Annotated in this window: 18 protein-coding genes; 7 read left to right on the top strand and 11 right to left on the bottom strand. The window is 68.0% G+C overall.

Annotated elements, in window-relative coordinates:
• Positions 1-35: 35 nt before the first annotated feature.
• From G3I56_RS11275 to arc, 3 genes are all read right to left on the bottom strand, one after another.
• The gene (locus G3I56_RS11275) at positions 36-251 is read right to left on the bottom strand and encodes a ubiquitin-like protein Pup (protein WP_161064777.1); all 216 of its coding nucleotides are present in this window, start codon (positions 249-251) and stop codon (positions 36-38) included.
• Between the two features lie 155 nt (positions 252-406).
• On the bottom strand, positions 407-1,918 hold the full coding sequence (gene dop, locus G3I56_RS11280) for a depupylase/deamidase Dop (RefSeq protein ID WP_343239918.1): 1,512 nt from the start codon (positions 1,916-1,918) through the stop codon (positions 407-409).
• Positions 1,919-2,152: 234 nt separating this feature from the next.
• Positions 2,153-3,919: a proteasome ATPase gene (arc, locus tag G3I56_RS11285; RefSeq protein ID WP_164408765.1), complete on the bottom strand. Its 1,767-nt coding sequence runs from the start codon at positions 3,917-3,919 to the stop codon at positions 2,153-2,155.
• A gap of 253 nt (positions 3,920-4,172) precedes the next feature.
• Here arc and G3I56_RS11295 point away from each other — a divergent pair, with 253 nt between their 5' ends.
• Complete coding sequence (locus G3I56_RS11295; RefSeq protein ID WP_164408766.1) at positions 4,173-4,478, top strand: ferredoxin; 306 nt, start codon at positions 4,173-4,175, stop codon at positions 4,476-4,478.
• A 119-nt stretch (positions 4,479-4,597) separates the two neighbouring features.
• On the opposite strand, the gene G3I56_RS11300 is transcribed toward G3I56_RS11295, so the two are convergent.
• The 3 genes from G3I56_RS11300 to G3I56_RS11310 form a co-directional block, all read right to left on the bottom strand.
• Complete coding sequence (locus G3I56_RS11300) at positions 4,598-5,173, bottom strand: hypothetical protein (protein WP_164408767.1); 576 nt, start codon at positions 5,171-5,173, stop codon at positions 4,598-4,600.
• A gap of 195 nt (positions 5,174-5,368) precedes the next feature.
• Positions 5,369-6,271, bottom strand: coding sequence for a tRNA (adenine-N1)-methyltransferase (locus G3I56_RS11305; protein ID WP_164320531.1), 903 nt, complete (start codon positions 6,269-6,271; stop codon positions 5,369-5,371).
• Positions 6,272-6,390: 119 nt separating this feature from the next.
• Positions 6,391-7,845 carry a site-2 protease family protein gene (locus G3I56_RS11310; RefSeq protein WP_164408768.1) on the bottom strand — a complete coding sequence of 485 codons (1,455 nt, stop codon included), beginning with the start codon at positions 7,843-7,845 and terminating at the stop codon, positions 6,391-6,393.
• Between the two features lie 185 nt (positions 7,846-8,030).
• On the opposite strand from G3I56_RS11310, the gene G3I56_RS11315 reads away from it, so the two are divergent.
• On the top strand, positions 8,031-8,903 hold the full coding sequence (locus G3I56_RS11315; RefSeq protein ID WP_239134829.1) for a RecB family exonuclease: 873 nt from the start codon (positions 8,031-8,033) through the stop codon (positions 8,901-8,903).
• 127 nt (positions 8,904-9,030) lie between these two features.
• Positions 9,031-9,702 carry a response regulator transcription factor gene (locus G3I56_RS11320; RefSeq protein WP_006375930.1) on the top strand — a complete coding sequence of 224 codons (672 nt, stop codon included), beginning with the start codon at positions 9,031-9,033 and terminating at the stop codon, positions 9,700-9,702.
• A gap of 94 nt (positions 9,703-9,796) precedes the next feature.
• Here the strand turns inward: G3I56_RS11320 and G3I56_RS11325 are convergent, their stop codons facing one another.
• From G3I56_RS11325 to metH, 4 genes are all read right to left on the bottom strand, one after another.
• Positions 9,797-11,377, bottom strand: a complete 1,581-nt coding sequence (locus G3I56_RS11325) for an ABC transporter substrate-binding protein (RefSeq protein ID WP_164408770.1) — start codon at positions 11,375-11,377, stop codon at positions 9,797-9,799.
• Between the two features lie 85 nt (positions 11,378-11,462).
• Positions 11,463-13,067 carry an ABC transporter substrate-binding protein gene (locus G3I56_RS11330; protein WP_164408771.1) on the bottom strand — a complete coding sequence of 535 codons (1,605 nt, stop codon included), beginning with the start codon at positions 13,065-13,067 and terminating at the stop codon, positions 11,463-11,465.
• A 475-nt stretch (positions 13,068-13,542) separates the two neighbouring features.
• Entirely contained in the window at positions 13,543-14,241 is a 699-nt protein-coding gene (locus G3I56_RS11335) for an HAD family phosphatase (RefSeq protein WP_164408772.1), read from the bottom strand.
• Between the two features lie 116 nt (positions 14,242-14,357).
• Complete coding sequence (metH, locus tag G3I56_RS11340; RefSeq protein ID WP_164408773.1) at positions 14,358-17,876, bottom strand: methionine synthase; 3,519 nt, start codon at positions 17,874-17,876, stop codon at positions 14,358-14,360.
• Positions 17,877-18,184: 308 nt separating this feature from the next.
• On the opposite strand from metH, the gene G3I56_RS11345 reads away from it, so the two are divergent.
• The 4 genes from G3I56_RS11345 (at position 18,185) to G3I56_RS11360 (ending at position 23,297) form a co-directional block, all read left to right on the top strand.
• Positions 18,185-18,949: an IclR family transcriptional regulator gene (locus G3I56_RS11345; RefSeq protein ID WP_164408774.1), complete on the top strand. Its 765-nt coding sequence runs from the start codon at positions 18,185-18,187 to the stop codon at positions 18,947-18,949.
• A gap of 304 nt (positions 18,950-19,253) precedes the next feature.
• Positions 19,254-20,039 carry an MIP/aquaporin family protein gene (locus tag G3I56_RS11350; RefSeq protein WP_164408775.1) on the top strand — a complete coding sequence of 262 codons (786 nt, stop codon included), beginning with the start codon at positions 19,254-19,256 and terminating at the stop codon, positions 20,037-20,039.
• An 81-nt stretch (positions 20,040-20,120) separates the two neighbouring features.
• On the top strand, positions 20,121-21,671 hold the full coding sequence (gene glpK / locus G3I56_RS11355) for a glycerol kinase GlpK (RefSeq protein WP_164408776.1): 1,551 nt from the start codon (positions 20,121-20,123) through the stop codon (positions 21,669-21,671).
• Between the two features lie 9 nt (positions 21,672-21,680).
• Positions 21,681-23,297 (top strand): glycerol-3-phosphate dehydrogenase/oxidase, encoded by a 1,617-nt coding sequence (locus G3I56_RS11360; protein ID WP_164408777.1) that lies wholly within the window; start codon positions 21,681-21,683, stop codon positions 23,295-23,297.
• A gap of 132 nt (positions 23,298-23,429) precedes the next feature.
• On the opposite strand, the gene mtnK is transcribed toward G3I56_RS11360, so the two are convergent.
• Positions 23,430-24,599: an S-methyl-5-thioribose kinase gene (gene mtnK, locus G3I56_RS11365; protein WP_164408778.1), complete on the bottom strand. Its 1,170-nt coding sequence runs from the start codon at positions 24,597-24,599 to the stop codon at positions 23,430-23,432.
• Positions 24,600-24,610 lie beyond the last annotated feature (11 nt).

Here is a 24,610-nt window from a genome sequence, read left to right on the forward strand (position 1 = left end):
ACCTTCATTTCGAAGGCTGACTGACCAAATACCCTTTACTGCCCACCTTTTTGCACAAATGAGCGAACGAAATCCTCGGCGTTCTCCTCGAGCACATCATCGATTTCGTCCAGGACCGAGTCGACATCGTCGCTCAGCTTCTCCTGGCGCTCCTTGAGGTCTTCGGATACCTGTGCCTCAGGTGCCTCCTCGACCTCCTCGGTGCTGCGCGTCGCCTTCTGCTGTCCGCCGCCGGTGTCCTTGGTCGCCATAACCCTCACCCCGCTCGGTTCGACGTTCTTGATCAGACCCTACAAGCAGGGTCCGACATTGGCCCCGCTGTTGCTACAACGTCCGGGAACCACCTCGATGATTCCCGGACGCCACACTTTCCACCCTGCCGAGCCGCCTCGGCCCAAAGGCCCGTTCAGTGGCCCGACAGGACCCTGACCAGGTCTTCTGCCGTGCGGCAGCGGTCCAGGAGCTCTTTCACGTGATTACGCGTTCCGCGAAGCGGCTCCAGGGTTGGGACACGTTGGAGCGAGTCCCGGCCCGGCAGGTCGAAGATCACGGAGTCCCAGGAGGCCGCCGCGACGTCGTCCGCGTACTGCTCCAGGCAGCGTCCGCGGAAGTACGCGCGCGTGTCCTCCGGAGGCTTCGTGCGGGCCCGCTCGACCTCGTCCTCGTCCAGCAGGCGCTTGATGCGCCCACGGGCCACGAGGCGGTTGTAGAGGCCCTTCTCGGCCCGCACGTCGGCGTACTGGAGGTCGACCAGGTGGAGCCGGGCGGCGTCCCAGTCGAGGTCGTCCCGGCGCCGGTAGCCCTCCATCAGTTCCAGCTTGGCGACCCAGTCGAGCTCGCCGGCCAGGCTCATGGGGTCGTTCTCCAGGCGGTTCAGGGTGTCTTCCCAACGAGCCAGGACGTCCTTCGTCTGGTCGTCGGCGTCGGCCCCGTATCGCTCCTCCACATACTTGCGCGAGAGTTCGAAGTACTCCATCTGGAGCTGTACGGCGGTCAGTGTGCGCCCGCTGCGGAGCTTGACCAGGCGCTTGAGTGTCGGGTCGTGAGAGACCTGGTGGAGGGTGCGTACAGGCTGGTCGACCGCCAGGTCGACCGCGATGAAGCCGTCCTCGATCATGGAGAGGACCAGGGCCGTGGTGCCCAGCTTCAGATAGGTCGAGATCTCGGAGAGGTTCGCGTCGCCGATGATCACGTGGAGGCGGCGGTACTTCTCCGCGTCCGCGTGGGGCTCGTCCCGGGTGTTGATGATCGGGCGCTTGAGGGTGGTCTCCAGGCCGACCTCGACCTCGAAGTAGTCGGCGCGCTGGCTGAGCTGGAACCCGTGTTCGTGGCCGTCCTGGCCGATGCCGACGCGGCCGGCGCCGGTGACGACCTGGCGCGAGACGAAGAACGGCGTGAGGTGGCGCACGATGTCCGAGAAGGGGGTCTCCCGCTTCATCAGGTAGTTCTCGTGCGTGCCGTAGGAGGCGCCCTTGTTGTCGGTGTTGTTCTTGTAGAGGTGGATCGGCTGGGCGCCCGGGAGCTGGGCGGCGCGTTCGGCCGCTTCGGCCATGATGCGTTCGCCGGCCTTGTCCCAGAGGACGGCGTCGCGGGGGTTGGTGACTTCGGGGGCGCTGTATTCGGGGTGTGCGTGGTCGACGTACAGCCGCGCGCCGTTGGTGAGGATGACGTTGGCCAGGCCGATGTCCTCGTCGGTGAGCTGGCTGGAGTCGGCGACCTCGCGGGCGAGGTCGAAGCCTCGCGCGTCGCGCAGCGGGTTCTCCTCCTCGAAGTCCCAGCGGGCCCTGCGGGCCCGGTGCATCGCCGCCGCGTAGGCGTTGACGATCTGGGACGAGGTGAGCATGGCATTGGCGTTGGGATGGCCGGGGACGGAGATCCCGTACTCCGTCTCGATGCCCATTACTCGCCGTACGGTCATGCGGCCCTCCTTGCCCGGCGGTGTCCTCGGTCGGGGACGCCGCTCAAGTACCGCCGGTGCTCCGGTGCGTGTGCGGTGCCCGTCCCCGCACTGCGCGACTCGGCGGTACGGAAGAGCCTAGAACGCCTTTGCGCTGGTGGGGAGATCATTTGCGTCATTGCCTCGCTCCGGCTGTGGCCTGAAAAACAGTTGGCTGCGGGTACCCGGTAAGGGCACCCGCAGCCACCCCGTCTTTTACAGGTACTGACCGGTGTTTGCCACCGTGTCGATGGAGCGTCCGGTGTCCGCGCCCTGCTTTCCGGTGATGAGCGTACGGATGTAGACGATCCGTTCGCCCTTCTTTCCGGAGATCCGGGCCCAGTCGTCGGGGTTGGTGGTGTTGGGAAGGTCCTCGTTCTCCTTGAACTCGTCCACGCAGGCCTGGAGGAGGTGGGAGACGCGGATGCCCTTCTGCTTCTTGTCGAGGAAGTCCTTGATGGCCATCTTCTTTGCGCGGCCGACGATGTTCTCGATCATGGCGCCGGAGTTGAAGTCCTTGAAGTAGAGGACTTCCTTGTCACCGTTGGCGTAGGTGACCTCCAGGAAGCGGTTCTCGTCGGATTCGGTGTACATGTGTTCCACGGCCGTCTGGATCATGCTCTGGACGGTGACGGCCCTGTCTCCGCCGTGCTCACCCAGGTCGTCGGGGTGCAGCGGAAGACGCGTGGTGAGGTACTTCTGGAAGATGTCCTTGGCGGATTCGGCGTCCGGACGTTCGATTTTGATCTTCACGTCGAGGCGGCCGGGGCGCAGGATGGCGGGGTCGATCATGTCCTCGCGGTTGGAGGCGCCGATCACGACCACGTTCTGCAGGCCCTCCACGCCGTCGATCTCGGCGAGCAGCTGGGGGACGATGGTGTTCTCCACGTCCGAGCTGACGCCGGATCCGCGGGTACGGAAGAGGGATTCCATCTCGTCGAAGAAGACGATGACGGGTGTGCCCTCGCTGGCCTTCTCCCTCGCACGCTGGAAGACGAGGCGGATCTGCCGCTCGGTCTCACCGACGTACTTGTTGAGGAGTTCGGGGCCCTTGATGTTGAGGAAGAAGCTCTTGCCGGTGGCTTGCCCGGTGACCTCGGCGACCTTTTTGGCCAGCGAGTTGGCGACGGCCTTGGCGATGAGCGTCTTTCCGCATCCGGGGGGCCCGTACAGCAGGACGCCCTTGGGCGGCCTGAGTTCGTGCTCCTTGAAGAGGTCGGGGTGGAGGTACGGGAGTTCGACGGCGTCGCGGATCATTTCGATCTGGTTGCCCAGGCCGCCGATCTGCTCGTAGCCGATGTCGGGTACTTCTTCGAGGACGAGTTCCTCGACCTCGCTCTTCGGTACGACTTCGTAGACGTAGCCGGAGCGGGGTTCGAGCAGGAGGGCGTCGCCGGGGCGGATGACGACGTCCAGGAGTGGCTCGGCGAGCCGTACCACCCGTTCCTCGTCGGTGTGCCCCTGTACCAGGGCGCGCTCGCCGTCCTCGAGGATCTCCTTGAGGGTGACGATGTCGCCGACGCTCTCGTACTCCATGGCCTCGACCACGTTGAGAGCTTCGTTGAGCATCACTTCCTGGCCACGTCGGAGCTCTTCGAGCTCGACGCTGGGGCTGACGTTCACGCGGAGTTTGCGCCCTCCGGTGAAGATGTCGGCCGTGCCGTCCTCGTTGGCCACGAGGAAGACACCGAAGCCTGCCGGGGGCTGTGCCAGCCGGTCGACTTCCTCCTTGAGTGCCACGATCTGGTCGCGGGCCTCTCGGAGTGTGTTGGCGAGCCGCTCGTTCTGTGCGGACACGCCGGCCAGGTTGGTCTGCAGTTCGACGATCCGCTCTTCGAGAATCCTCGTGTGTCGCGGAGAGTCGGCGAGCTTACGCCGCAGGACGGCGATCTCCTGCTCAAGGTAGGCAATCTGCCCGGACGGGTCGTCGGACCCTCGTCCCGGGCGGATGCCGCGGTTCATGTCGTCGTCGTGGGCTGCCACGGTCCTCACCTCCTCCAAGGGGAGCTGGACGCTTCCAGACCCTACCTGGGTGGGTGTCGATTGAAACCCCTAGATCACAAAGACTCTAGAGGTGTGTCCGATCTTCACCCTTGCGCTCTCCCTCACGCCAGGGGGATACCCACAGAACATGGCTGGGAAGCGGCCGGAGGTAGGGTCGAAGTGTTCAACACCCGTCAGAGCTGGGCCGACTTGCCGTCGGATTGTCTTGCTCGGGACAGAAACGGCAGGAGATGTGACCGTGCAGGAGAAGGCCGTGGCCGACGGTGAGGCGTTGGAGGTCTGGATCGACCAGGACCTGTGCACCGGGGACGGAATCTGCGTCCAGTACGCGCCGGAGGTGTTCGAGCTGGACATCGACGGGCTGGCGTACGTGAAGAGCCCCGGGGACGAGTTGTTGCAGGCCCCGGGGGCGACGACACCGGTACCGCTGACGTTGCTGACCGATGTGGTGGACTCCGCGAAGGAGTGTCCGGGCGACTGCATTCACGTACGTCGAGTTTCGGACAGAGTCGAGGTTTTCGGCCCGGACGCGGAGTGATGGTCCGACCACTCCGCGCCACCTCTGGCTGATTCACACACTCGCCACTGTCCGGTTTCTCACAGGGCCGTGGTCGCGCGTACGTTCCACGACTGCCGGTCGATCAATTGTTCCCGTGTTCACACACTCTGTGCGCCGGCGGGTGTCGAGCGGAGGAACGAGCCGTCCTTCCACTGCCACTTGGCGCGCTCGTCGACGTCGGGGCAGCACCGGGGGACGTCGAGGGACGAGTAGCCGAGGAGGGTGGCCGTGACGGCGCCGTCACTGACGGTCAGGTCGGTGACGGTGAGGCGGTCCTTGGGGTCGACAAGGGTCGCGACGATGCGCGGCTGCTCCGCGTCGGCGGCCCGGGTGAGGACGTACACGCCGTTGGGCGGGGTGCCGGAGCCGGCGTCGCAGCGTACGGAGGCGACCGTCTCGGGTCTGCCGTCGCCGTCGAGGTCTCCGGTGGCCTTGTCCTGTACGAGGATCGGGAGCGGGCCGCACTGGAGGGGGAAGTCGACTCCGGTGGGGTCCGGGGGTGCCGCGACCGCGGCGGGTCTGCCTGCGGGGCCGGCTGCCTGGGCCGCGGTGGCGGAGCCCGGCTGGAGCGCGGAGGAGAGGGCGACGACGCCGGTGGGGCCGGTGGCCGTGGCGAGCCAGTGGATGGGGCGGGTGTGCGTGTGTGCCAGTTCCGGGACGGCGGATTGCTGCACTCGGAGTGTCTCCCGTGGAGGGCTGTGCCGGTGGGGTGTCCCGCATAGTGCCACACGTCACAGTGCGGGGGAACGGCGGGGTCAGAGGTGTTCGGCGTCAGCACCGGTGCCGTTGTGGCGTCAATGGGAAAGCGTTGTGGCCGAGTTCCCGGTGTGCTGCGGGAACCCGGCCACGATGTCGGTGCGTTGACGCGGTCAGCGGCCGTTGCCGCCGTCGGCGTTGGGGCCGGTGTAGTCCTCGCCGTAGGAGCCCTTGGAGGGGCGGCGGCGGCGCATGGGCGGCTCGACGCCGTCGGCGAGGCGGCGGGCGGTGAGCAGGAAGCCGGTGTGGCCGATCATGCGGTGGTCTGGCCGGACGGCGAGGCCCTCGATGTGCCAGTTGCGGACCATCGACTCCCAGGCGCTCGGCTCGTTGAAGCAGCCGATCTCACGGATGGACTCGACGGTCCGGGCGAGCTGGGTGGTGGTCGCGACGTAGCAGCAGACGATGCCGCCGGGGACGAGCGCCTTGGAGACGGCCTCCAGGCATTCCCAGGGCGCGAGCATGTCGAGGACGACGCGGTCGACCTCGGTGTCGCTGAGGTTGTCCTGGAGGTCGCCGACGGTGAGCTGCCAGGCGGGGTGGGGACCGCCGAAGTAGCGCTCGACGTTCTGCTGGGCGATCTCGGCGAAGTCCTCGCGGCGCTCGTAGGAGTGCAGCATGCCCTGGTCGCCGATGGCGCGCAGCAGGAAGCTGCTGAGCGAGCCGGAGCCGACGCCCGCTTCGACGACGCGTGCGCCGGGGAAGATGTCGGCGAAGGCGAGGATCTGCCCCGCGTCCTTGGGGTAGACCACGGCGGCGCCGCGGGGCATGGACAGGACATAGTCGGGGAGCAGGGGGCGCAGCGCGAGGTAGGCGACGTTTCCGGTGGTACGGACAACGCTGCCCTCGGGTGCGCCGATCAGCTCGTCGTGCGGGAAGGAACCTTTGTGGGTGTGAAAGTTCTTTCCGGCTTCGAGCGTGAACGTGTAGTGGCGGCCCTTGGGGTCGGTCAGCTGAACCTGGTCCCCGACCTTGAAGGGCCCGCGCCTGCGGGCGGCACCGGTCGGTTCGGACATGTGAAGAGCCTACCGGTGTTGTCGGGGGCCGCTGACCACCGGGCTTGCGGGTTCGGGACCGGCTCGGGTGGTCCCGCCCGCCGGGTCGCCGTACTGAGCCCTTACGGCAGGGCCGTGCACTAGTTCGGGCGGGCCATCGCCTTCACGAAGGCGCGTTCCACGTCGGCCGCCGAGAGGACTCCGTAGATCTCGCCGGAATCCTCGACGACCAGGTATTCGGTGGCGGGGGTCGCGCGCAGGGCGTCGAGGAGTTCCTCGCCGGAGAGTTCCGCGGAGACGCGCATGCCGTCGGTGAGGTCCTGGGCCAGTCCGCTGACGGAGACCCAGGGGCGGCGGTGTTCGGGTACGCCGACGATGGCGGCCTCGCGGACGAGGGAGAGGGGTTCTCCCTCGGGGTCGACGACGACGAGGGCGCGGGCCCCGGCGTCGTTGGCGCGGCGGAGGGCCTCGGAGAGGGGGGTGTTGGTCTCGACGGGGACGGCGCGGCGGGTGAGGTTGCGGGCCCGCAGTTCCGGGAGGTGTTCGCGCAGGCGGGCCATACGGAGGCTGTTGCCGGCGCCGGTCCAGATGATCGCGGCGAGGATCGCGGCGAGCAGGGCGTCGGTGACGGTGTCCATGCCGACGCTGTCCTCGGCGGTGGAGCCGAGGGCGCCGGACTGGGTGAGCAGCGGGAGTCCGATGAGGACGGAGACGGCGAGGGCTCGGCCGACCCAGGCGGCCGCGACCGTACCGGTCATGGGTCTGCCGGTGATCTTCCAGACGACGGCGCGGAGCATGCGGCCGCCGTCGAGGGGCAGGCCGGGCAGGAGGTTGAAGGCGGCCACGATGAGGTTGGAGATCATCAGGCCGGCCAGCAGGACGCCGGGGACGGTGCCGGGTTCGACGGTCTGGAGGGCGAGGTAGAAGACGCCCGCGAGGATCAGGGAGAGGAGCGGGCCGACGAAGGCGAGGACGAATTCACGGCCGGGGGTCTCGGACTCCTTCTCGATCTCGGAGACGCCGCCGAAGAACTGGAGCTGGATGCGTCGTACCGGGAGTTTGAAGCGGAGGGCGGCGACGGTGTGGGCGAGCTCGTGGACGAGGACGGAGGCGTAGAAGGCGACCGCGAAGAAGAGGGAGACGAGGTAGCGGACGGCGCCGAGTTCGGGCAGTACGCGGTCCAGCTGGCCACCGAAGACCCAGGTGATGAGGGCGGCGACGAGGAACCAGCTGGGGGCGACGTAGACGGGTACGCCGAAGGGGCGTCCCATGAGGAGACCGCCACCGGGGTCCTTGGGCCTCCGGGGGGCGCGGGACTTGGCGAGGCGGGGGGTGGTGCGGGTGCGGCCGGAAGTGTCGGCGGGCTCGTGCTCGTCCGGTTTCGCGGGTTCCGGGGCGGCCGGTTCGCCGGTGTCGGTGGGCTCGTCGGTCCGCGTGGGCTCCACGTCCGGATTTTCGGTCTCCGCGACCCGGGTGTCGGTCGTCGTGGGTTCGGCGTGTGCGGGGTCGGTGGTCGGCGCCGTGCCGCCGGTGTGGCGGTCGGTCGGCTGGTCGTTGCCGGAGCGCGGCTGTCCGCTCCCGCCGCTCTCGTCCACGGTGTCCCCTTGTCGGATGCGTCTCCCTTTTCCGCTCCGGGGCGGAAGGGCCTCGGGTCGATGGTATGCGGCCGTCGCTACGGGTTCCGCCCCGGCACCCCCTGTGTTCGCCCGGGTGTTGTGGCCGGGGCGTGGCGGCGGCCGGGTCACTGTCAGTGGCGGGCCGTATGGTCGTCGTCATGGAAATGAGCACCGAGGGCACCGCCGAGTCCGTCTCGCCGGCCGTGCTGCCCTCCGCGCCGGCGTCGCTGTCGCCCTCGCGGGCCAGTGACTTCATGCAGTGTCCGTTGCTGTACCGGTTCCGGGTGATCGACCGGCTACCGGAGAAGCCGAGTGAGGCGGCGACGAGAGGCACACTGGTGCACGCGGTGCTCGAGCGATTGTTCGACGCACCGGCGGCCGAGCGGACGGCGCCGCAGGCGAAGTCGTTGATCCCGGGTCAGTGGGACCGGCTGCGTGAGTCGCGGCCGGAGGTGGTGGAGCTGTTCGCGGACGATCCGGACGGGGAGCGGCTGGCGCGGTGGCTGGGTGAGGCGGAGCAGCTGGTGGAGCGCTGGTTCGGGCTGGAGGATCCGACGCGGCTGGAGCCTGCCGAGCGGGAGCTGTTCGTCGAGGCGGAGCTGGATTCCGGGCTGAAGCTGCGCGGGATCATCGACCGGGTCGATGTGGCGCCCACGGGTGAGGTGCGGATCGTCGACTACAAGACGGGGAAGGCGCCGCGTCCGGAGTATTCGGAGGGCGCGCTGTTCCAGATGAAGTTCTACGCGCTGGTCGTGTGGCGCTTGAAGAACGTGGTGCCGCGGCGGCTTCAGCTGGTGTATCTCGGCAGTGGGGATGTGCTGACGTACGACCCGGTCATGGCCGATCTGGAGCGGGTGGAGCGGAAGCTGCTGGCGTTGTGGGAGGCGATCCGGGAGGCCACGGAGACGGGGGTGTGGCGTCCCCGGCCGACGAAGCTGTGCGGTTGGTGCGATCACCAGGCGGTGTGCCCGGAATTTGGGGGTACTCCCCCGCCTTATCCGTTGCCTGTGCGTGTGGCTGCGCCCGGAGAGCCGTGATCACCTGCGGGCCGGTGGGACTAGTCGCGCCCCGCGGCGGAGCCGCAGATCGACAGAGCCCCGCGCCCCTTAAGGGGCGCGGTAGCGCACAGGGCAGAATGGGGGCTGACGAGCGAAGGAGACTTACGTGGCCATCCGTGTCCTACTGGTCGACGACCAGCCGCTGTTGCGTACCGGGTTCCGGATGATTCTCGAGGCCGAGCAGGACATCGCGGTTGTCGGCGAGGCCGGAGACGGTCTTCAGGCGATCGACCAGGTGCGTGCCCTGCAGCCCGATGTGGTTCTCATGGACATCCGTATGCCGCGGATGGACGGTGTGGAAGCGACTCGGCAGATCACCGGGCCCGGGCGGGACGGGCCGGCGAAGGTGCTGGTGCTGACGACCTTCGATCTCGACGAGTACGTGGTGGAGGCGCTGCGGGCGGGTGCCAGCGGCTTCCTGCTGAAGGACGCGCCGGCGAACGAGCTGGTGCAGGCCATCCGGGTGGTGGCCTCGGGTGAGGCGATGCTCGCGCCGAGCATCACGCGTCGCCTGCTGGACAAGTACGCCGGGCATCTGCCGTCGGGTGACGAGCCCGTGCCGGACGCGCTGCACACGCTGACCGAGCGTGAGGTCGAGGTGCTCAAGCTGGTGGCGCGGGGACTGTCGAACGCGGAGGTCGCCGCCGATCTCTTCGTCAGCGAGACGACGGTCAAGACCCATGTCGGGCATGTGCTGACCAAGCTGGGGCTGCGCGACCGGGTGCAGGCCGCGGTGTACGCGTACGAGAGCGGGCTGGTGCGTCCCGGCGCGCAGTAGCCGGTCAGGTGTGTGTACGTGTGTATGTGTGTACGACGACGAGGGCGCCCCTACCGGGAACAGTAGGGGCGCCCTCGTTCGTGTGCGGCCGGTGTCAGCCCTTGTTGATCTCCCAGAAGCGGAAGACGGTCGAGGCGTCGAGGCAGTACTCCAGGCCGTAGACGTTGTCGCGGACGACGGCGTACTGCTTGGCCTGCCAGATGGGGAGGACGGGGACATCCTTGGCGACGATGTCCTGGAGCTCACCGAAGTCCGCGTCGGTCGCGCCGCGGTCGCTCTGGGCGGCGGTGCCGGGTATGAGGGTGTCGGTGATGGTGCTGTTGGTGAAGTTGTTGCCGAGTACGTTGCCCTCGCCGAAGAAGGGGGCGGTGAAGTTGTCGGCGTCGGGGTAGTCCGGCACCCAGCCCTTCACGTACACGCCGTACTTGCCGGCCTCGATGTCCTTCTCGTACTGCGCGAAGGGGACGGACTTGACGGTCGCCTCGAACAGGCCGCTGGCGTTGAGCTGCTTGGCGATCGCCTTGAACTCGTCGTCGGTGGCGGGGCCGTAGCGGGACGGGGTCGACCAGAGGGTCAGCTTGACCCTGTCGGTGATGCCGTCGGCCCGGAGCGCCGCTTCGGCCTTGGCCCTGGAGGGACGGGCGCCGTAGGTGTCGAAGAAGGCGGTGTTGTGACCGGCTATGCCGGCCGGGATGATCGAGTAGAGGGGGGTCGCCGTGTCCTCGTAGACCTGGTCGACGAGGGCCTCGCGGTCGAGGAGGTGGGCGATGGCCTTGCGTACGCCGATCTTTCCGGCGACCGGGTCGTTCATGTTGAAGACGAGGTGCTGGACCTCGGCGCTGGTGCCCTCGACGACGTCGATGCCCTCGTTGCCGCTGTCGTTCTCGATTTCGGCTATGTCGGCGGCATTCAGCCCTCGGTAGGCGATGTCGATGTCCTTGTCGACGATCGCCTCCTTCAGCTTGGTCTGGTCGCCGTGGAAGAACTTGAGGGTGACGCCGGAGTTCTGGACCTTGGCGGTGCCCTTGTAGTTCGGGTTGACGGAGAAGACCGCGCTGTCCTCGCCGAACGAGTCGAGCTTGTAGGGGCCGGAGCCGACGGCTTCGCCGTCCTTGCGCAGGCCGTCCTCGTCGTACTGCCGGTGGTCGACGATCGAGCCGGCACCGGAGGCGATCTTGCTGGGGAAGGTGGCGTCGGGCACCTTGAGGTTGAAGACGACGGTCTTCTCGTTCGGGGTGTCCACCGAGCCGAGCATCGGGAACATGATCGCGGGCCCGGCGTCGTCGTTGATCTTCAGCATGCGGTCGAAGGAGAACTTCACGTCCTCCGAGGTGAGCGCGTCGCCGTTGCTGAACTTCAGGCCGTCGCGCAGGGTGCACTTGTACACCTTGGTCCGCGAGTCGCTGAAGGCGCACGCCTTGGCCGCCTCGGGCTGCGGTTCGGTGCCCCCCTTGGGGAAGCTCAGCAACGACTGGAAGACGTTGTTGAACAACAGCCAGGAGCCGGGGTCGTAGCCGGAGGCTGGGTCGGTCGCCAGGACGTCGTCGGACATCCCCATGACCACGGTGGAGCCGTCGGACCCCAGATCGCCGTTCTCCGAGCCGCAGCCGGTCAGCAGGCCGGAGGCCAGTCCCGCCACGATGGGCAGGACCGGCCACTGGTTGCGCAGGTTCACGTAGAAGTGCCTTGTCGTCAGGTCTTGGATTCCCGGGGCCGTCCCAGCCCCGGGTCGGGATGTACGCGTCGGACGGGTGTGCGGGTCAGTTGCTCACACCGCGGCCGAGCTCCCAGAGCTGGAGCGTGGACGAGGAGTTGAGGGCCCACTCCGCGCCGGTGATGCCGTCGCGTGCGGCAATGTACTGGTTGCCCTGCCACAGCGGCAGCACGGGTACGTCGTCGGCCACGATGTCCTGGATGTCCGTGAGGCTCGTGGAGGCCGTCAGGCGGTCGGCCTCGCGACGGGACTCGGGGATCAGACTGTCGCGGATCCGGGCGTTGTCGTACGGCAGGTTGAGGAAGTTGTCCTTGTCGAGGAACGGCGCGAGGTAGTTGTCGGCGTCGGGGAAGTCGGGGAACCAGCCCATCCCGTAGACGTCGTACTCGCCTTCCTTCTCGGCCGGGCGGAAGGTGGCCCAGGGGGCGCCCTTGATGGTGACCTTGAACAGTCCACCGGCGTTGAGCTGCTTCTGCAGTTCCTCGAACTCCTGCTTGGTGGCCGAGCCGTAGTGGTCGGTCGTGTAGTGCAGGGTCAGTTTCACCGGGGTGGTGATGCCGGCGCTCTCCATCAGGGTTTTGGCCTTGACGTCGCTCGGGTCGCCGTACTTGTTGAAGAAGGAGTTCGAGTGGCCGGTGATGGTGGCCGGGACCAGCGAGTAGAGCGGCTGGGCCTCGTCGCCGTACACCTTGGAGACAAGTTCGGGGCGATTGATGATCTGGGCCATCGCCTGGCGGACCGCTTTCGTCTTCACCGTCGGAGCGTCGGTGTTGAAGGCGAGGTAGCGGATTTCGAGACCGGGCATCTCGACGAGGTCGATGTCTCCGGTCGAGTCGTCGTCGAGCTTTCTGATCTGCTCGGGCGACATCGCGCGGGTCATCAGGTCGATGTCGCCCTTGGAGAGCGCGGTGCCCATGGCGGCGGCGTCCTCGAAGGAACGCATTTCGACCTTGTCGTTCTTGGGCGTCAACTGCCCCTTGTAATACGAGTTCTTGGTGAAGACGGCCTTGACGAGTTCGTCGTTCTTGACCTCGGCGTGGAGCGTGTACGGGCCGGAGCCGTCGACGTCGAAGCCGTCCCGCAGCTTGTCCTTGTCGTAGTCGTCCGGGTTGACGATGCCGGCGACCGGGGTGGACAGCTTGAACGGGAAGGTGGCGTCGGCGGTCTTGAGGTGGAAGATGACCTCGCGGTCGCCCTGGGTCTCGACGGTGTCGATCGTGGACAGCAGGGCGAACACACCGCTGTCGGCCTGGATCCGCAGGGCCCGGTCGATGGAGAACTTCACGTCGGACGCCTTGACGGCCTCGCCGTTGGAGAACTTGAGGTCCTTGCGCAGCATGCAGACGTAGCGCTCGTTGCCGCTGTCCGTGAACCCGCACTTCTCGGCGGCCTCGGGCACCGGTTCGCCGTCGCCGCGCGGCTGGACCATGAGGGTCTGCACGGTCTGGCGCAGGATGTTCCAGGTGCCGACGTCGTAGGCGTAGGCCGGGTCGATCGGCGCCGGGGCCTCCTTCGAGGCGGTGAACCGGTCCGTGGTGCCGACGACGATCGCGTCGCCGCTGCTGCTCCCGCCGTCCACTCCGCCGCAGGCGGCCAGCACCGGAGCGAGCAGGCCGACCACTGTCGGCAGCACCAAAGTCTTGCGGTTCATGCTCGGGGTTCTCCAGGCTGTCGATCCCAGGGACCCGGCGGGCGTGGGGTGGTGCGCGCGGGCAAGGGATTGTGGCGATGTTCTCCCAACGAGATTAGTCCGGACCGCGGAGGGGCCCGCATGCAGCCGGAGTTGGGGGTTCATCACGCTGCGGAACCGGGTGTGGACGCACCGAAAAAACCGACAGGGGAAGGATTCCGCGCAGGCTCCCCCCAAACGGGACACAAGGGCATGCCGCGAGTCCCCGAACGAGGTGCATGTACACGGCACTTGTCGTTTGTCGAGCCCCTGTCGCGTGGCGAACCTCACACACTCGGAAGTGGCGGCACTTACGTGAATTCACCGTCGACAGAGATCAACAAGGGGTCGCAATTCTCATTTGATGGCCTGCCCGTTCATCCGCGCGTTATCCCGCATTCGATCGGGCACACTCGGTAAACGCGTCAGCGCATTTCCGTAATCATCCGTTCGCCCGTCAGCCGTTCCTCATCAGGCCGTGCAGAAAGGGCAGGTCGACTTCTTCCAGCGAGGTCACGATCGTGCGGCGTGCACCGGGGGCGATGGGCGCGACCGACGGCACGGCCACGACATGGCAGCCGGCGGCCTCGGCAGCCGCGACCCCGGTGGCCGTGTCCTCGACGACGGCGCATCTCACCGGGTCGGCGCCGAGTCGGGCGGCGGCGATCAGATAGGGGTCGGGGTAGGGCTTCGTACGCTCCACCTCGTCGCCCGCGATGCTCAGGGCGAAGTGCTGCGGGCCCAGGGAGGCCAGGACGCGGTCGATGATCCGGCGGTGCGAGGCGGAGACGAGGGCCGTCGGGATCTCGTGCGCGGAGAGTTCGGCGAGGAGACGGGCGGCGCCCGGCATCAGGGGCAGGGCGTGGCCGATCCGGTCCTCGAAGCCGTCGTTGAGCAGGACCGAGAGTTCGGCGAAGGTGATGTCGGCGCCGGTGGCCTCGATGAGGAACCCGGCGCTGCGGGTCATGGGGCCGCCGACCACGACGTGCCGCCAGGAGTCGTCGAGGGCGTGCCCGAGGCCGGCGAAGATCTCGACCTCGACGTCCCACCAGAAGCCCTCGGTGTCCACCAGGGTGCCGTCCATGTCGAGGAGTACGGCCTGCAGTGCTGAGCCTTCGGCCGAACGGGTGCCGAGCGCGGGGATCGTGCTGGTCATCCTGGCGCACCTCCTTGAGGGACGATCAGGCCGGTTGCCCCTGAGTGCACAGAGGGCAACCGGCCTGCGGTGGACCGTCAAGTGTACGTCTTGTCCGATCAACGTGCGCTGGAAGCTCAGCGGGCGTTGAAGTACTTCGCCTCGGGGTGGTGGATGACGATGGCGTCGGTGGACTGTTCGGGGTGGAGCTGGAACTCCTCGGAGAGGTGGACGCCGATGCGCTCGGGCTCGAGGAGGTCGGCAATCTTGGCGCGGTCCTCCAGGTCGGGGCAGGCGCCGTAGCCGAGGGAGAAACGGGCTCCCCGGTACTTGAGGGCGAACATGTCCTCGACGTCGGCGGGGTCCTCGCCGGCGAAGCCCAGTTCGGAGCGGACGCGTGCGTGCCAGTACTCGGCGAGGGCCTCGGCCAACTGGACGGACAGGCCGTGCAGTTCGAGGTAGTCGCGGTAGGAGTTCGACTCGAAGAGCTTGGCGGTCTCCTCGCCGATCCGGTTGCCGACGGTGACGATCTGGAGGCCGACCACGTCCGTCTCGCCGGACTCCTCCGGGCGGAAGAAGTCGGCCAGACACAGGCGGCGGCCACGGCGCTGGCGCGGGAACGTGAAGCGCGTGCGCTCGTTGCCCTCGTCGTCGAGGATGATCAGGTCGTCGTCCTTGGAGACGCACGGGAAGTAGCCGTAGACGACGGCCGCCTCCAGCAGGCTCTCCGTCTGGAGCTTGTCCAGGAGGCCGCGCAGCCGAGGGCGGCCCTCGGTCTCGGCCAGTTCCTCGTAGGTCGGGCCGTCGCCGGTGCGGGCCTGCTTGAGGCCCCACTGGCCCTTGAAGAGGGCGCCCTCGTCGAGCCAGCTCGCGTACTCCTTGAGCTGGATGCCCTTGATCACGCGGGTGCCCCGGAAGGGTGGGGTGGGGACGGGGTTGTCGATGGCGACGTCGGAGCGGACGTGGCCTTCCTCGGGGCGTTCCTCGACCTCTGCGGCGGCTGTGGTGGCGCGGACGCGGCGCTGCTTGAGCTCGGGCAGCTTGGCGCCGGGGACGCCGCGCTTGACGCCGATCAGGGCGTCCATCAGGCGCAGGCCCTCGAAGGCGTCGCGGGCGTATCGGACCTCGCCCTCGTAGATCTCGTGCAGGTCCTGCTCGACGTAGGCGCGGGTGAGGGCCGCGCCGCCGAGGATCACCGGGTAGTCGGCGGCCAGTTTGCGCTGGTTGAGCTCCTGGAGGTTCTCCTTCATGATCACCGTGGACTTGACCAGGAGTCCGGACATGCCGATGACGTCGGCCTTGTGCTCCTGCGCGGCTTCGAGGATCGCGGAGACCGGCTGCTTGATGCCGATGTTGACGACGTTGTAGCCGTTGTTGGTGAGGATGATGTCGACGAGGTTCTTGCCGATGTCATGGACGTCGCCGCGGACCGTGGCGAGCACGATGGTGCCCTTGCCGTCGTCGTCCGTCTTCTCCATGTGCGGTTCGAGATGGGCGACCGCCGTCTTCATCACCTCGGCGGACTGCAGGACGAACGGGAGCTGCATCTGGCCGGAGCCGAAGAGCTCGCCGACGACCTTCATGCCCTCCAGGAGGGTGTCGTTGACGATGTCGAGGGCGGGGCGGGTCGTCAGTGCCTCGTCGAGGTCGGCCTCCAGGCCGTTCTTCTCGCCGTCGATGATGCGGCGCTGCAGTCGCTCGTCCAGCGGGAGCGCGAGGAGTTCCTCGGCGCGGCCGTCCTTCATCGACTTGGTGTTGACGCCCTCGAAGAGGGCCATCAGCTTCTGCAGCGGGTCGTAGCCCTCGGCCCGCCGGTCGTGGATCAGGTCGAGGGCGGTGGCCACCTCCTCGTCGCTGAAGCGGGCGATGGGGAGGATCTTCGAGGCGTGGACGATCGCCGAGTCCAGACCGGCCTTGACACACTCGTCGAGGAAGACGGAGTTCAGCAGGATACGGGCGGCCGGGTTCAGGCCGAAGGAGATGTTCGACAGGCCGAGGGTGGTCTGTACGTCCGGGTGGCGGCGCTTGAGCTCGCGGATCGACTCGATCGTGGCGATGCCGTCCTTGCGGGACTCCTCCTGGCCGGTGCAGATGGTGAAGGTGAGGGTGTCGATGAGGATGTCCGACTCGTGGATCCCCCAGTTCGTCGTCAGGTCCTCGATCAGGCGCTCGGCGATGGCGACCTTGTGCTCGACGGTGCGGGCCTGGCCCTCCTCGTCGATGGTGAGCGCGATGAGCGCGGCGCCGTGCTCCTGGGCCAGCTTGGTGACCTTGGCGAAGCGGGACTCCGGTCCGTCGCCGTCCTCGTAGTTCACCGAGTTGATGACGGCCCGGCCGCCGAGCTTCTCCAGGCCTGCCCGCAGGACGGGAACCTCGGTGGAGTCGAGCACGATCGGCAGCGTGGAGGCGGTGGCGAAGCGGCCCGCGAGCTCCTCCATGTCGGCGACGCCGTCGCGGCCGACGTAGTCCACGCAGAGGTCGAGCATGTGCGCGCCCTCGCGGATCTGGTCGCGGGCCATCTCGACGCAGTCGTCCCAGCGGCCGTCGAGCATGGCCTCGCGGAACTTCTTGGAGCCGTTGGCGTTGGTGCGCTCGCCGATCGCCATGTAGGCGGTGTCCTGGCGGAACGGGACTGTCTGGTAGAGCGAGGCGGCGCCGGGCTCGGGCTGGGGGCGGCGCTCGACGGGCGTGGCACTGCGCACGCGCTCCACGAGCTTTCGCAGGTGCTCCGGGGTGGTACCGCAACAGCCGCCGACCAGGTTCAGTCCGTAGTCGTGCACGAAGGTGTCCTGGGCGTCCGCCAGTCCCTCGGGGTCGAGCGGGAAGTGGGCGCCGTCCTTGGTGAGGATCGGCAGGCCCGCGTTGGGCATGCAGAGCAGCGGGGTGCGCGAGTGGCGGGACAGATAGCGCAGGTGCTCGCTCATCTCGGCGGGGCCGGTCGAGCAGTTCAGGCCGATCATGTCGATGCCGAGCGGTTCGAGCGCGGTCAGCGCTGCGCCGATCTCCGAGCCGAGGAGCATCGTGCCGGTCGTCTCGAAGGCCATCGAGACCAGCAGGGGTACGTCGAGGCCGGTGGCCTCCATGGCGCGGCGGGCGCCCACGATCGACGACTTCGTCTGGAGGAGGTCCTGCGTGGTCTCCACGATCAGGGCATCGGCGCCGCCGGCCAGGAGTCCCTCGGCGTTCGCCTGGAAGCCGTCGCGGAGGGTGAGGTAGTCGATGTGCCCCAGGGACGGCAGCTTGGTGCCGGGACCGATCGAGCCGAGGACCCAGCGCTGGCGGCCGTCGCGGGCGCCGAACTCGTCGGCGGTCTCGCGGGCGATGCGGGCACCGGACTCGGACAGCTCGTACACGCGCTCGGCGATGTCGTACTCGGCCGCGGCCGTGTGGTTCGCGCCGAAGGTGTTCGTCTCGACGCAGTCCACGCCCACCGAGAAGTACGCCTCGTGCACGGTGCGGACGATGTCGGGGCGGGTGACGTTCAGGATCTCGTTGCAGCCTTCGAGGTTCTCGAAGTCCTCGAGCGTGGGGTCCTGCGCCTGCAGCATGGTGCCCATCGCACCGTCGGCCACCACCACTCGGGTGGCGAGTGCGTCCCGGAGGGCGGACACACGGGTCCTGCTGTCGTTGGAAGGGGCGGACGGCGAGGCGGCCATGTAAGGGCTCCCTGGAGTGCGACGGCTGTCGGCTTTGCGGCTTCTTTGGAGAAGGCGCACGCGGCCAGGGTAGCCCGCTGCGGGGCCGTATGGTCAGGGCGTCCACGGGACGGACCTTCGTGGCGTGTGTGCCGTGGCCGAAAGCCACCTGGTGTACGCAGTGGATCCACCCGGATGTACGCGGGATGTAACAGGTGTCGACGAGCCATTGGCGGGTGGTCGACATGGACCGGTAGTGTTCGACATTGCCGAACGGCGGCAGCGAGCGCCGGGTGCGGGCGGTCGAAGGGGACGGAGGCAGGACGGCGATGGCACGGAACATCCAGTCGCTCGAACGGGCGGCGGCGATGCTGCGGCTCCTCGCGGGCGGCGAGCGTCGGCTCGGCCTCTCGGACATCGCCTCGTCCCTCGGCCTCGCCAAAGGCACCGCCCACGGCATCCTGCGCACCCTCCAGCACGAGGGCTTCGTCGAGCAGGAGGCCGCGTCCGGGCGCTATCAGCTGGGCGCCGAACTGCTGCGTCTGGGCACCACCTATCTGGACGTCCACGAGCTGCGCGCGCGTGCCCTGGTGTGGACCGACGACCTGGCCCGCTCCAGCGGCGAGAGCGTCCACCTGGGCGTCCTGCACCAACGGGGCGTGCTGATCGTTCACCACGTCTTCCGCCCCGACGACAGCCGGCAGGTGCTGGAGGTCGGGGCCATGCAGCCCCTGCACTCCACAGCCCTGGGCAAGGTGCTGTCGGCCTACGACCCGGTCGCGCACAGCGAGGTCCTGGAGGCCGAGCGCAAGCCGTTCACCGACCGGACGATCAGCGACCTGGAGGGCTTCGAGGGCGTTCTGGACCTCACCCGCGCGCGCGGGTACGCGGCCGACGTCGAGGAGACCTGGGAGGGCATCGCGTCCATCGCCGCGCCCATCCACGACCGGCGGCGGATGCCGGTCGGCGCGGTGGCCGTCACCGGCGCCGTGGAACGGCTCCGCCGGGAGGGCGAGCTGCGCCCGGAGCTGATCGCGGCGGTGCGGGACTGCGCCCGCGCGGTGTCACGGGACCTGGGCGCCGGGCGGTTCTGAGCCCTCGTACGAAATCTGAACCTTCTCACCAAAGCGGCCGGGACATCTTGGATGTTCCGGTCTTTTCGTGTGCGGGGCGTGTGCGGGCGGACGCGGGTTGCGACCGACTCAAGATCGATAGCTCACAGCAATCAATAACGATCGTGTTTTCGATAACAGAGCTCTTGACGTGCCTGTAACACCACGGCAAGACTCCCGTCCATCGGTCGACATTGTCGAACACTGACCGGCAATAGGCGTTAGAGTGTCACGACGCCAAGGGCCGGCAGCTCTCCCCCTGGAACGAAGGACAAAGGAGTCGCGGGTGTCCAGCTCCGACATCTTCATCGGCGAGACCATAGGTACCGCCATACTCATCCTGCTCGGCGGCGGCGTCTGTGCCGCCGTCACGCTGAAGGCCTCCAAGGCCCGCAACGCCGGCTGGCTCGCCATCACCTTCGGGTGGGGTTTCGCCGTACTGACGGCCGTATACACCTCGGCGCCGCTCTCCGGCGCCCATCTCAACCCGGCCGTGACCCTCGCGCTCGCGCTCAAGAAGGACGGCATCGACTGGAGTGACGTCCCGATCTACTGGGGCGGGCAGCTGCTCGGCGCCATGATCGGTGCGGCTCTGGTCTGGATCGTCTACTACGGCCAGTTCCTCGCGCACCTGACCGACGAGGAGATCGTCGGCAAGCCGCAGACCAAGGCCGTCGAGGCACAGGAGAAGGGGGCCGGTCCGGTCCTGGGAATCTTCTCCACCGGCCCCGAGATCCGCGTCGCCTGGCAGAACATCGCCACCGAGGTCATCGGCACGGTCGTGCTGGTGCTCGCCGTCCTCACGCAGGGCCTCAACGACAGCGGCAAGGGCCTCGGTGTCCTGGGTGCCCTGATCACCTCTCTCGTCGTCGTCTCCATCGGTCTGTCCCTCGGCGGCCCGACCGGCTACGCGATCAACCCGGCCCGTGACCTCGGTCCGCGCATCGTGCACGCACTCCTGCCCCTGCCCAACAAGGGCGGCTCCGACTGGTCCTACGCCTGGATCCCGGTGATCGGTCCGCTGATCGGCGGCGCCATCGCTGCGGGCATCTACAACGTCGCTTTTGCTTAGAGCAGCCAGCACAATCAACGCAGCCTTGAGCAGCAACGCCGTAAGCCAGTCCCTCACCCACGGACCTCTCAGGAGCACACAGTGACCGACGACGCGCACACCGCCGGCCCGTTCATCGCGGCCATCGACCAGGGCACCACCTCCAGCCGCTGCATCGTCTTCGACCGGGACGGCCGGATCGTCTCCGTCGACCAGAAGGAGCACGAGCAGATCTTCCCGAAGCCGGGCTGGGTGGAGCACGACGCCACCGAGATCTGGACGAACGTCGAGGAGGTCGTCGCCGGAGCCATCTCCAAGGCGAACATCACCCGCGACGACATCAAGGCCATCGGCATCACCAACCAGCGCGAGACGACGCTGCTGTGGGACAAGAACACCGGTGAGCCCGTCCACAACGCCATCGTCTGGCAGGACACCCGTACCGACACGCTCTGCAAGGAGCTGGGTCGCAATGTCGGGCAGGATCGTTTCCGCCGTGAGACCGGCCTGCCGCTGGCCTCGTACTTCGCCGGCCCCAAGGCCCGCTGGCTGCTCGACAACGTCGAGGGCCTCCGCGCACGTGCCGACGCCGGGGACATCCTCTTCGGCACCATGGACAGCTGGGTCATCTGGAATCTGACGGGCGGTGTCAACGGCGGCAAGCACTACACCGACGTCACCAACGCCTCCCGCACCATGCTGATGAACCTGCACACGCTGGAGTGGGACCCGAAGATCGCCGAGTCGATCGGCGTCCCGCTGTCGATGCTCCCGGAGATCCGCTCCTCCGCCGAGGTCTACGGCGAGGTCACCGGCGGCAAGCTGGGCGACCTGCTCGGCGGCATTCCGGTCGCCTCCGCGCTCGGTGACCAGCAGGCGGCCCTGTTCGGCCAGACCTGTTTCGCCGAGGGCGAGGCCAAGTCGACGTACGGCACCGGCACGTTCATGCTGATGAACACCGGCGACAAGATCATCAACTCCTACAGCGGCCTGCTGACCACGGTCGGCTACCGCATCGGCGACCAGGCCCCGGTCTACGCCCTCGAGGGCTCGATCGCGGTCACCGGTTCGCTGGTGCAGTGGATGCGCGACCAGATGGGCCTGATCTCGACCGCCGCCGAGATCGAGACGCTCGCGTCGTCGGTCGAGGACAACGGCGGCGCCTACTTCGTGCCGGCCTTCTCCGGTCTGTTCGCCCCGTACTGGCGCTCCGACGCCCGCGGTGTGATCGCCGGCCTGACCCGGTACGTCACCAAGGCGCACCTCGCGCGCGCCGTACTGGAGGCGACCGCCTGGCAGACCCGTGAGATCACGGACGCCATGACCAAGGACTCGGGCGTCGAGCTCGCGGCCCTCAAGGTCGACGGCGGCATGACCTCCAACAACCTGCTGATGCAGACCCTCTCGGACTTCCTGGACGCCCCCGTGGTGCGCCCGATGGTCGCCGAGACGACCTGCCTCGGTGCCGCCTACGCCGCCGGTCTCGCCGTCGGCTTCTGGACCAACACCGACGACCTGCGCGCCAACTGGCGCCGGGCCGCCGAGTGGACCCCCAACATGGACGCGGAGAAGCGCGACCGTGAGTACAAGAGCTGGCTCAAGGCCGTCGAGCGGTCCATGGGCTGGCTCGAAGACAGCTCTGTCGAGGAGTAAGAACCCCACATGACCAGTCAGTCCACCCTGCAGTCCGTGCCTGCCCTCGGTACGCACCCGGCCTACGGCTCCAACCCGAGCCGTGCCGAGACCCGGGAGCAGCTCTCCAAGGCGACGTACGACCTTCTCGTGATCGGCGGTGGCATCCTCGGCATCTCGACGGCCTGGCATGCCGCGCAGTCCGGTCTGCGGGTGGCTCTGGTCGACGCCGGTGACTTCGCCGGCGCCACCTCCTCCGCTTCCTCCAAGCTTCTCCACGGCGGTCTGCGCTATCTGCAGACCGGCGCGGTGAAGCTGGTCGCGGAGAACCACTTCGAGCGCCGTGCGGTGTCCCGTCAGGTGGCTCCCCACCTGGCGAACCCGCTCACGTTCTACCTCCCCGTGTACAAGGGCGGGCCGCACGGCGCGGCGAAGCTCGGGGCGGGCGTCTTCGCCTACTCCGCCCTGTCCGCGTTCGGTGACGGCGTCGGCCACCTGCTGTCGCCGGCCAAGGCCGCGCAGGACGTGCCCGAGCTGCGCACCGAGAACCTCAAGGCCGTGGCCGTGTACGGCGACGGTCAGATGAACGACGCGCGCATGGCGCTGATGACGGTCCGCGCTGCCGTCGAGGCGGGCGCGGTCGTGCTCAACCACTCCGAGGTGTCGGGGCTGCGCTTCACCAACGGCCGGGTCACCGGCGCCGACCTGCGCGACCGACTCTCCGGTGACGACTTCGGCGTCAACGCCCGGCTCGTGCTCAACGCGACCGGCCCCTGGGTCGACCACCTGCGCAAGATGGAGAACCCGGACGCGGCGCCGTCCATCCGGCTGTCGAAGGGCGCGCACCTGGTCCTGAAGCGGACATCTCCGTGGAAGGCCGCGCTGGCGACCCCGATCGACAAGTACCGCATCACCTTCGCCCTCCCCTGGGAGGACATGCTGCTGCTCGGCACCACCGACGAGGTGTTCGAGGGCGACCCGGCGGACGTCGCGGTCACCGAGAAGGACACGGAGCAGATCCTCGACGAGGCCGCGTTCTCCGTCCGTGACCAGCAGCTGTCCCGTGACCTGATCACGTACTCCTTCGCCGGTCTGCGCGTGCTGCCGGGTGGCCCCGGTGACACGGCGAAGGCCAAGCGGGAGACGGTCGTGACCGAGGGCAAGGGCGGGATGCTGTCCGTCTCGGGCGGCAAGTGGACGACCTTCCGGCACATCGGCCGTACGGTCATGGAGAAGCTGGAGACGCTGCCCGGGCGTCCGCTGGGCGACGACTTCGAGCCCGTCTCGTCCCTGCCGAAGCACCTGCCGCTTCCCGGTGTCGCCAACCCGCGCGCTGTCGCGCACCGGTTGCTGGTCGACAGCCCGGCACCGGGTCCGCGCATGGCCGCCGACACGGCGAAGCACCTTGCGACGCACTACGGGTCGCTGGCGTTCGACATCGCGCGGCTGGCGAACGAGAACCCTGAGCTGGGTGAGCGGGTGCATGCGGATGCGCCGGAGATCTGGGCGCAGGTCGTGTACGCGCGGGACAGTGAGTGGGCGGAGACGGTGGACGACGTGCTGCGCCGTCGGACCACCTTGACGATCCGGGGGCTTGCCACGGACGACGTCCGGGCGAAGGTTCAGGATCTGCTCGACAAGAAGTAGGCGTACGGCGTGAAAGGGGGCGGCTCCTTGTTTATGGAGCCGCCCCCTTTTGCGTTGTGTTTTGGCTGCGGGCCCGTTGTGGCTTGTCGCGCCCACGCGGCGGAGCCGCAAATTGAACACAGCCCCGCGCCCCTAAAGGCTCTCCGCTACCGTCCTTACATCGTTCGGGTTGGTCAACTCATCGCGGCGGAGGATCAGTTCGCGGCCGATCAGGAGTGCCCTGCGGGATGCTGGGACCGGGTCCGGGAGAGTCGTCAGGTCTGTCAGGTGGGCGAAGCCGATGATGCGGCGGATGATCTCCGTGCCCGCGTAGCCCACCGCCTCCGTCCAGATCCTGCGGAGGAAGCGGTCGAGGTACGCGTCGTCGAAGAAGGTGTCGATCCTCGTCGGCCACAGCGCGCGGAACTCGGCCTCGAACGCCTCCCAGGAAAGGGCCAGTTGGTCGGCGTGGTCGCTCAACAGGCCCAGTGCGCGTGCCCGTTCCTCCGAGACCAGGGCGTTCGCCCAGTAGAGGCCGAGGTCGTAGCCGATCGGGCCGACGAAGGAGAACTCGGGGTCGAAGACCCGTACCACCGGGGCGCCTTCGCGTTCGCCGACCATGACGCTGCCGGTGTGCAGGTCGCCGTGGAGGAGTGCCTGGGCGCTCGTCATGAAGGTGTGGCGGAGGTCGGCGACCTCCGTGCGGAGCCTCGCGTCGGCGCGGAACTCCCTCGCGAGGTCGTCCAGGTCCTCGTGCCAGTGGTTGTGTTCGTGCTCGATGTACGGCTCGGCGAGGACTACGTCCTCGGTGATCTTGCACAGCTCCGGGCTCACCGAGGCCGCCAGCAGGGCCTTGCGGTCTGCCGACGCCATGCCGAAGTCGCTGGTCGCGAACGTCAGTTGGGCTACGAACTCGCCGATCCGGGCGGAGGTGTCCGGGCCGTACGAGGCTCCCTCGTTGAGGAGGGTGCGCAGGACCTCCAGGTCCGACATGTCCTCCATGACGAGGGCGTAGTTCTCGGGGTCGTACCCGAGGATCGCCGGGATCTTGTCGGGGGCCACCTTCGCGACCTGCTCGTACGCCCTCGCCTCGGCGTCGGCGCGCTCCGGGCTCATCGGCCAGGACGGGCCCGCCACCCGGACCCAGGGCAGGGCCTGCTTGACGGCCAGGCTGCGGGTGCCGTCGGTGGACCTGGCGAGGAACACACGGTTCATATTGCCGTCGGAGACCTCGCGGACCTGGATGTCCGACGGGTCGGGCCAGTGGCCGCGCTCGTGCAGGTACGCGGGGATGTCGGCCGGCTCCAGGATGCGGTAGCCCATCGTGAACTTCC

The organism is Streptomyces sp. SID12488, from assembly GCF_010548275.1.
GTDB lineage: Bacteria > Actinomycetota > Actinomycetes > Streptomycetales > Streptomycetaceae > Streptomyces.